At 58.0% G+C, this 9036-nt stretch carries 6 protein-coding genes and 2 pseudogenes; 3 read left to right on the top strand and 5 right to left on the bottom strand.

What is annotated here, in order from left to right; all coding sequences use genetic code 11:
* Positions 1-471: 471 nt before the first annotated feature.
* Positions 472-1785 carry a hypothetical protein gene (locus tag AC066S_RS38120; protein ID WP_126262175.1) on the top strand — a complete coding sequence of 438 codons (1314 nt, stop codon included), beginning with the start codon at positions 472-474 and terminating at the stop codon, positions 1783-1785.
* A gap of 33 nt (positions 1786-1818) precedes the next feature.
* Here the strand turns inward: AC066S_RS38120 and AC066S_RS38115 are convergent.
* The 5 genes and pseudogenes from AC066S_RS38115 to AC066S_RS38095 form a co-directional block, all read right to left on the bottom strand.
* Positions 1819-3230: pseudogene (locus AC066S_RS38115) on the bottom strand (IS701 family transposase).
* Between the two features lie 206 nt (positions 3231-3436).
* The gene (locus AC066S_RS38110) at positions 3437-4069 is read right to left on the bottom strand and encodes a group II intron maturase-specific domain-containing protein (protein WP_235884957.1); all 633 of its coding nucleotides are present in this window, start codon (positions 4067-4069) and stop codon (positions 3437-3439) included.
* 312 nt (positions 4070-4381) lie between these two features.
* On the bottom strand, positions 4382-5413 hold the full coding sequence (locus tag AC066S_RS38105; RefSeq protein WP_126262177.1) for an IS110 family RNA-guided transposase: 1032 nt from the start codon (positions 5411-5413) through the stop codon (positions 4382-4384).
* Complete coding sequence (locus AC066S_RS38100; protein ID WP_347338663.1) at positions 5385-6308, bottom strand: reverse transcriptase domain-containing protein; 924 nt, start codon at positions 6306-6308, stop codon at positions 5385-5387. The genes AC066S_RS38105 and AC066S_RS38100 overlap by 29 nt, the downstream gene beginning before the upstream one ends.
* A gap of 1062 nt (positions 6309-7370) precedes the next feature.
* Positions 7371-8168, bottom strand: a complete 798-nt coding sequence (locus tag AC066S_RS38095; RefSeq protein ID WP_347338662.1) for a reverse transcriptase domain-containing protein — start codon at positions 8166-8168, stop codon at positions 7371-7373.
* 38 nt (positions 8169-8206) lie between these two features.
* On the opposite strand from AC066S_RS38095, the gene AC066S_RS38090 reads away from it, so the two are divergent.
* Entirely contained in the window at positions 8207-8488 is a 282-nt protein-coding gene (locus AC066S_RS38090) for a LexA family protein (protein ID WP_126262178.1), read from the top strand.
* A gap of 66 nt (positions 8489-8554) precedes the next feature.
* A pseudogene (locus AC066S_RS38085) lies at positions 8555-8790 on the top strand (IS256 family transposase); the annotation flags it as partial.
* Positions 8791-9036: the final 246 nt, after the last annotated feature.

Genomic DNA, 9036 nt, shown 5'->3' with positions numbered 1-9036 from the left:
AGCCTTGACGGCAGCACACCGGATCAAGCCTACTTCACCCCGCTGCCGCTCCGCACGGCAGCCTAACCCCGGCAGAGGCTCCACTTATCGACGCGGATATTCTGTTCAGACAACCGGGGCCAGCTCAGAGTCCCGAGCAGATTGCCCGACGCTTGCCGATCGACTTCCCGGACGACAAGACGATGCGCATCAGCCACGACCCTTATGACCTGCACTGAATTTTCATCCAGCAGCAGTTAGTTAGAGTCTCGGGCCGCCCGAGAGAACGTTCGCGATATATCTTGCATAACGAGAAACTATTTGCCACGAACATCGTGGTGGAGCACTTTTGCTGTCCGTCATCGCTGAATTAGCGTCGGCGACAAGCAACAGCTGACAGTCGATCGAACGCCCAGCAGCAGCGTCGGGATCGATTGCCGCAAGGTGACATCGCCCCCGCTACAAGTTGGGACGTCTAGGGCTCATTGTACCATGCACCACATCCGTCCAACTCGACCTCTCTCTCAATACACTGCGCCAGTTAAGACCGAACCGGACGAGACTTATTATGATACCACAATCTCGTCATCGGTTGATCGGGCCCAGGCATCACTGTCGCCAGCTCCGAATTCAAGCAGCGGACAATCTGTCCTCGAGCGTTTTGAGGGAGCAGAGTTCATTTATCCGGCGGACATTGCACATCAAGGCAACACGCACAAATTGTCCTTGAAACAGGCATCCGCAGCGAGACAACTTCTGTATCATCCGGGAGACGTGCTTCGACGGGAAATCGCGAAAGCAGCAGGCCCACTCGTTCGTATTTTGATGAAATTGACCGACGCTGAACTAAGCACATTGTCGACGCGCTTAGTGTCACCGGGTTGTCTGCTTGCAGACAAATCGCCGAATGTATTGCTGGAAATCCTTGAGCGGTTGATTGATGATGCGCGACACGAGGCAGGCCGTGCAAGCGCAACAGACCGAACGGCCTTTATTTCCTTCTTAGGCGATCTCGGTACATTCTATGCCGATTCTAAGAAGAGCGACGGACCATTTTCATTATCTACAGAACAGAAGCAAACATTTCTTGGTCGGTTGTCAGATTTGATTGCTGAAGAAAAACTCACCGCTATCTCAGATGAAGTACTAAAACGAGTCGCAAAAGTCTCCGCGGGGACAGGAGTCGTGGGGCCGAAGAAGAAAGCGGAGAGGAAAAAAATAGACACCTCTTCGATACGAAGAGGGCTATACAACCTCGGCGACGAAATTGACGAAAGGCTTGGCGTGCCTGAACATACGCGAATTCCTCCGATCACTTGGAAGCCGATGCTTATCAAAGCAACACGGCTCTTAAACCTCGAGGAGCCTCTCGTTGGCCATATGTCGGGCTCCCCTGCTGAAATTTTGATGGTGTGGGACATGCTGTGCGGTCGTGCCGAGGGCGTATACACTGCGGCTCTTGATGCGCATCGGAATGCGATCAATGCAGGCATTGGCTCTGCGGAACCAAAGGACCATTTTAGTGCAGAAGAATGGGCAGCACGGCTTGCCCGTCTTGCCGGCGCTTGCGCGATGCAGATCGGCGTAGGTTATCACAGCGCGGTAGAAGTTGCGGAAAGCGCGCTCAAATATACCGGACAAGACTTGCGAAGCGTGCTTGCCGATCCGGCCACAGAGGATGCTACTCGGTTGCTCGGAGCAGGTGCTGCAACGGATCTTATTACGGAACTTTTCGAAACTCAAACAAAGTCAACTTTGGACTGCTCAGACGTGCTGGCCTTGCCGCCAAGGTTTATCCAATCCTGAGTTCGCCCTGGCAGTTTATTTGCCTAACTAGTCTTACTGCGTCACAAACGGTGGTCTGTGGAATGGACGAACTTGATTGCACAACAAGGACATCTCGACAGCGTTCGGACGAGCCCTTGCTGGAGTCGCCGTCGCATCGTCGTGATCGAATCTGGAATGTGACGTTGGGTCCGTAGCGGCAGAACCGCGGGGTCTGCAATCTGCGGGAACGCGAGCGAGCGGGATCGGCCGGGCGCGCCGAGCGCGCCGAGCGCCTGAGGGGGGAATCGTCTCCCGCTCGGAGATCAGGAATCCAAAGGCTGCAATGCACATCGTTGCGTGATGATGAAAGCCGCGCCAGCCGCGTCCCTCGAAGTGGCCAAGCCCGACCTCCTGCTTGAGTTCCTGATAGTCGCGTTCGATGCGCCAGCGCAATTTAACCGTCTCAACGAGAGTCCGGAATGCCACATCCTCCGGCAATGTCGAGAGCCAGTATTTGGTAGGCTGGTCCTCGCCTTTCGGCCATTCGATCAGCAACCATTCCTCCAATCGCTGGGTGGTTTGCCAATAATCACGGTGCGCGGCACGGACCCGCACGCGGGCAAAGCGCGAGCTCAGCTTTTCGTTCGTTCCTTGCCGCCACGTGATGGTGCGCCAAGCTTTGGCCGGCAGGCCGATCGCGAGCGTTTTGACGGCGGCCGGCCGATGCTGACGGTTGCGGCGCATCAGTTTCGGGGGACGGCCGCGGCCCGACCATGGCTTCGGCGGCAAGGGACCGGTGCCGGGCGCCCATACCGTTGTGCTCGACAGAAGACCCGCCACATAGGTCAATCCCAGCGCCGTGATCTCCGTGCGCAGATCGCTGTTGTTGCCATAGCCCGCGTCCATCAGCACGACACCGCGCGGAAGGCCGGTCGCACAGGCCCACTGCAACTGCTCCAGCGCGATCTCCGGCTTGGTCCGGAAGCCGACTTCGGAATGCCCACCTTGCGCCGCCGATCGCAATCCTCAGTCCATTCCTTCGGAAGATATAGGCGATAGGCGACAGGCAGGCTGGCGTGGTGGTTGGCAATCGACAGTGACACCGCCACCTGGCAACTATCCTGCTTGCCGAGCTGCCCGCAATATTGCCGTGCAACTCTAACCGAATGTCGCCCCTGCTTGGGAAAGCCGGTGTCATCGATGATCCAAGCTTCGATCGGGCCATGGCGTTCAATCGCCGGCAGGACCATCTCGCGTACCTTGCTCAGCACCTTCTCATCCGACCAGGTGCCGCTGCCGACGAAATGCAGCAGCGATTGATGCTGGGCGGCCGTCCGTTCCGGAGCCGTCACCGCCGCCATGGGCTCCACGCTCTTGCGACCGCCACAGGCCATGAGGCCGACGCAATAGTCGCGCAGCGGTGCCTTCCGATCAGCATGACCGATGACGCTGGCAAGCCCTTCCAAATACGCCGCAAATCGCATCTCACTGGTCTTGGTGCCACGCCCGCTCATGTAGCCTCCTCGGCTGATGGTCCATGCTTCAACCATCGCTGATTCCGGCCGGACAAAGCCTGCGGTTTTGTGACTCAGTCAGACTAGTGGTTCATCACAGGGGAGTAGCCCCGCGGAATTTCACCCCGGGGCTCTCGCAGAACCGGACATGACAGTCTCCCGTCATCCGGCTCCCATCAGGCAAACGTCCCAGTCATACCGAGTCGCCAGTGCACAAAGAGTCCCGCACTTTCCTTGACGAGTCTTAGGAAGAACTGACTCGCACCAGCTTTAGTGCGGCGGAAGCGCTTGAACTTCCGCACCGCCCACGCCACGAGCGTCTGATTGACGTATCGCAGGAAGGGATACAGTGCCGACCGAGTATAGCGCCCATAGTATGCAATCCATCCCCTGAGGAGAGGATTGATCTCTGAGGCTAGCTCCTGCAAGGACAGGTGTGTCTGCCGGCGCAAGTTCAAGGCCCGAATCGTTTCCCGCATGGTCTTCATTGCCGATGGACTGACTGCTGGAGTAAATCCTCCAAACAGCGAGTTGGTTCGGGAATTCATTACCTGACGGGAGCGAAAGCAAAATCCGAGGAAGTCAAAGCTGACATTCGGGTAGTTGCCTTTGCGATTCCCATCTCTGCAGTAGACGATCTTGGTTTTCGTTGGATGCATCTCCAGATGGCACTCTGCCAACCGGGCTTGAAGCTCAACCTTGAGGGTTTCTGCTTCTAGCTCGGTACGGCAGTGCACCAGTCGTCGAGTCGCCCGGGGGAGTTTCACCCCCAGGCGCTCACAGATCCGGACGTGAACGTCTCCGCTCATCCGGCTCTTACCGTCCAGCCGCCGTCTTGTGTAGCATCGGCCAATGGGCCATGTGTGGACGGCTCCGGGTTGGCAAGGAGAATCTTCACGTCGCAGGATTGGTCGGAGCAGCCATGTGTTCGGCCTGTTTGCGCGGTACACATGACCGCTGGCCATAATGCCCTCCGCGGATCAGGTCCCGGTCAAAAGCACGCATTCTAGATGCCATGGCCCAAGTGGGTTGTCCTGATCGCCGGATCGACCGGCACCGCATTACGTGCTGTTCGCCCTCCCAACCGTTACGTCACGCCGGCGATGTCGGCGCGATCTCGTTTAGGCCGCCAGCGCGGCCGGCTCCTGGTAGCGTTCGTTCCTCGCCATCATCGCCCAGGCCATCCTGGCGAGCTTGTTGGCAAGCGCGATGGCCGCGACCTTGGTGGGCCGCCGCGCCAACAATCGCGTGAGCCATGGCCGATGATCGGTGCCATGGATCTTTGCGTAGCGGATTACGGCGAGCGCGCCAGCCGTGAACAGGCTACGCAAATAGCGATCGCCCTGCTTGCTGATGCTGCCAAGCTTGTCTTTGCCCCCGCTCGAGCTCTGCTTTGGCACGAGGCCAACCCAGGCCGAGAAGTCCCGCCCGGATCGGAAGGCTTTGGGATCGGCAATGCTGGCGACCAGCGCTGTAGCCAGCGCCGGACCGACGCCAGGGATCGCGTCCAGCCGCTTGCTCGTCGTGTTTGATCGGTGCCAGGCGATGATGCGGCGGTCAAATTCCAGGATCTGGGCCTTCAGCGCGCGCAATTGAACGCCAAGAGCAGCAAGGCACATCCGGGCGACCTCCGGGACTCGGTCTTCGACTTTATCGGCGACGACTTCCAGCAATTGCTCGACGCCTCGCCGCCCAACAGGTGCGACAATCCCGAACTCGGCAAGATAGGCGCGGATCGAGTTGATGACGGCGGTCTGCTGGCGGATGAAGAGGTGGCGCGCTCGGTGAAGCATCAGACAGCTCTGTTGCTCGACTGTCTTGGTCGGCACGAACCGCATGTTGGGCCTCGTCACCGCTTCACAGATCGCCTCCGCATCCGTAGCGTCGTTCTTCTGCCGCTTGACGTAGGGCTTCACATAGGCCGGAGGCATCAATCGCACCGTATGTCCCAACGCCTGCAGTTCACGGGACCAATGGTGCGATGATGCGCAAGCTTCGATCCCCACCAGGCATGGCGGCAACTTCTGGAAAAACGCCAAGACGTGGCGGCGCCTCAATTGACGGCGTACGACCACCTGGCCGGCTGCATCAACGCCGTGCACTTGGAAGACCGACTTCGCAATATCAAGGCCAATCGTCGAGATTGACTGCATAGGCTGCTCCTCCGAATCGTGGGAGCCTCAAAACGGCACCCACTCCTTGGCACTCTCGTGCCGGTGGAGGAGCCGTCCACAGCATCAAAAGCGTGGGGGCGCGACAAGCAATGTCCCGTACCCAGTGCTCTGCCCGTCTTCGATGTCGCCGCAGACATTTGTATTTCGACATCGCCCATCGCGCCAGACATCGATTGAGATGGCGTAGTGTCGGGTAAAGCGCCGACTTGTAGTACCGACCATAGTAGTTCATCCAACCTCGAATGATCGGGTTGAACATCCTCGCCAGGTCGTCGATCCTCTTATCCACCCGGCAGCGTAGTTGCCATGCACGGATTTCCTGTCGGATTGCCTTCGTCGCGGCATTGCTGACACCGGGGCTGAAGTTGACGAAGTGCTTTCCCCAACGGTTCTTCGACCGACGGGCGCGGAACGTGTAGCCCAAAAAGTCGAATTTCTGTTCAGGATAATCACCTCGCCGGTCGTCATCCTTACAATAGACAATCTTCGTCTTGTCCGGATGAAGCTCCAGTCCGCATTCGGCAAAGCGCTTCGCAAGCGTCTCCTTCAGTTCTTGTGCCTGCCGCTCACTGTCGCAATGGCAGAGAATATCATCGGCATAACGCTCGAACGGGATGCTCGGATAATTTCTTCGCATCCACATGTCGAACGCATAGTGGAGAAAGAGATTCGCCATCAGCGGTGATACCACCGAGCCCTGCGACGTACCCTTCTCTCGGGGTTCAGGGGTGCCGTCTTCCAGTTGAACGGGAGCTTTAAGCCACCGTTCAATGTACAACAACACCCAAGCGCAGTCCGTGTGCTTCCGAATCGCCTTGAGCAAAAGCTCATGCGATATCGAGTCAAAATAGGCCCGAATGTCGACATCGAGCACGAAGGGATGCCGCCAGCATCGCTGGCGAGCAACCCCAACGGCAGCGCCGATTTTCCTGGTCGATATCCGAACGAGTCTGGATGAAAATGTTTCTCCAAATCCGGCTCCAGATATCCTTTGACGACTGCCTGAGCAACGCGATCCGACACCGTAGGAATTCCTAGCGGCCTCTTCCCGCCGTCGCGCTTGTCGATCTGCACACGCTTGACCGGCGGTGGAAAGTAGCTGCCCGAAGACATTCGATTCCAGAGCTTGTACAGATTGCTCTGCAAGTCTGTCTCGAACATCTCGATCGACTGCTCGTCCACACCGGCTGCGCCCCGATTTGCTTTAACCCGTTTGTACGCTTCCCAAACCCAGCGCTTGGGGATGTCATACGGCTTTGCTTGACCCAAAAGAGTCCTCCCGTTTCCGGTTGTTCTTCCAATCAAGCGGGACAGTGCCGTGCCTTCGCTCCGCCACCATTACAGTGCCTTCATCACTACTACACACGGCTCCGCCCCTGCATCGCGCATTGGTCCTCAGACTCTTGTGGGGCTTCCACTTGAACCATTCCCTTGGCATCGCGATACAGGTTCCCACGTTCCGCACAGAAGCCTGAACCGAGGTCACGCCACCTCGCCTGCCGGACGCCGCCTGAGCCGTAAACAGGTATCGCTCAGACTGATCCCAAGATAACGACTACCCCTTGGTTTTGACGTCTTCCCTACGCTTTCGACAGTTCATCAGTGGTTCGCTTGCGCTCGTCTCCTCGATCCTTACCTGACAGAGTCTTGCTCTGCCTTTTCCGGTCTCGCTCACCACCTCGACCATTGGGCCGAAGCAGCAGCCGGTGGTTTGAACCCTGATCCTGCAACCCGAGTTCGAGGGGCCAACCCCCATCTTCTGTGCAGCAAGGCTGCTCAAAGGTGCTCTACATCACACCTCCTTCGCGCCGTCGTGGCGCACGATCGTCGGCATAACGCACGACGATCATGTCGCCCCGGGCTTCTTGCCGTCTCCAGCGTTCGGCCCAGAGATCGTAGCAGTAATGCATGTAGACATTGGCGAGGAGCGGTGAAATTACCGACCCTTGACCCGTCCCCTGTCATCGACTGTTACGACGCCGTCTTCAAGTATACCCGCCTTGAGCCACTTCTGGATGAGGCGGACGATGCGCTTGTCGCCGATCCTATGTTCTAGGAAGCGGATGAGCCATTCCTGGCTAACAGCTCCAAAGAAGTTCTGGATGTCGGCGTCAAGTATCCAGTTCACCTTCTTTATTTTGATCGCTGCCGAAAGTGCATCCAACGCATCGTGCGGTCCCCGTCTGGGCCTGAACCCATAGGAGAAACCGACGAAGTCGACTTCATAGATCGCGTTGAGCACCAAGACGGTTGCGCCCTGGACGATTTTGTCTTCCAAGGCGGCGATCGCTAATGGCCGCTGCTTTCCATCCGCCTTCGGGATATACGTCCGGCGAGACGGTTGCGGCCGGTAGGCTCCTCGGTGGACCCGTCCGTGCAGATCCTCGAGCCTGAGCTCAAGATCCGACTCGTAGTCCTGCCACGTGACGCCATCCACCCCGGGCGCGGCTTTGCGCTTCAGCGCGTAGAACGCCGTCTTCAGGGTATCGACATTGACGTGGTGGAGAAGCGCGGTGAACCGCTCCTTCTTTCTTTGCCTTCCTGCTTGTCGTACGCGGTCCAGCGCCTGGGTCACGCGATTCCGGCTCTGCGCCCGGTTCGTGCTTTGCTGGCCCACGTTCCCCTTGGTCCCCGGCCTTGGCTCCACCGGCTCCGCAGCCGGTTGCCCGGCCTTGTTCGTCGGCTTCGTTGCTGTCGGGTCGGAGGAGGCGCCCACCCGATAACGTACATTCATGCTTTGCCTCCTTGTCGGAGGCCGGGACGAATCCAACGATGAGTCAAAAATCAGGCGCGCGCTTCACCGAGAAACAGGGTTATTACCTGGCTTTCATCCATACCTACGCCCACATGTTCGGACGTCCACCCGCCGAAGCCGACATCCAGCGCCACTTCCGCGTCAGCCCGCCTTCGGTCCACCAGATGATCGTCACCCTCGAACGAAACGGCTTCATCCGACGTCAACCAGGCGTCCCCAGAAGCATCGAAATCCTCGTGCCGCCGGAAAGCTTGCCGATCCTCGAATGGCTCGGTATCAAAACGTCGAAATCACTGTGATGAACCACTAGTCGATTCTGCGCACACTCCAAGCGTGCAGAATTTTGTGCCGGAAAGTAGCTATCACTTGCGCACGCCCAACCCATCGAAAGCGTGTTAGCGACCGTGCGACGCAGAACCGCGCGGACGAAAGGATCACCGTCGTCAACGATCGCCAGGCTGATGTTGTTCAAGCTAATTATCGCCGCATCAAAAACGGAGCGGCGGCTCAAAGTTCAAATCAGTTGCCGAAGGTGATCGCAGGTGTCAGATTCAACGACAGCATCGAGCTCAATCATATGCCGGCAAACAACGCCGTCTGATCCCCTCGTCACCCAAAATCCTGCATAGCTCCGAGCACTGGTCGCATCTGTGCACGTCGAATCCAATCGAAAGCGTCTTGCCACGGTTAAGCACCAGACTGTGCGAACGAAGGGAGCGTTAGTCGACCGTGAAGAACGTTGATCATGAGGTCTGTTGACGGGATGACCAGGCGCCGGCGAACAGGAAGGCGCAGCAGATCCGGACAAACAAAGTCGTGAGCCAGAGGATCAGAATCCGGAAGTTGT

Source organism: Bradyrhizobium sp. CFUWI (genome assembly GCF_056429085.1).
The sequence above is the reverse complement of the archived record's forward strand: the minus strand, read 5'-3'. Positions and strand labels throughout refer to the sequence as shown.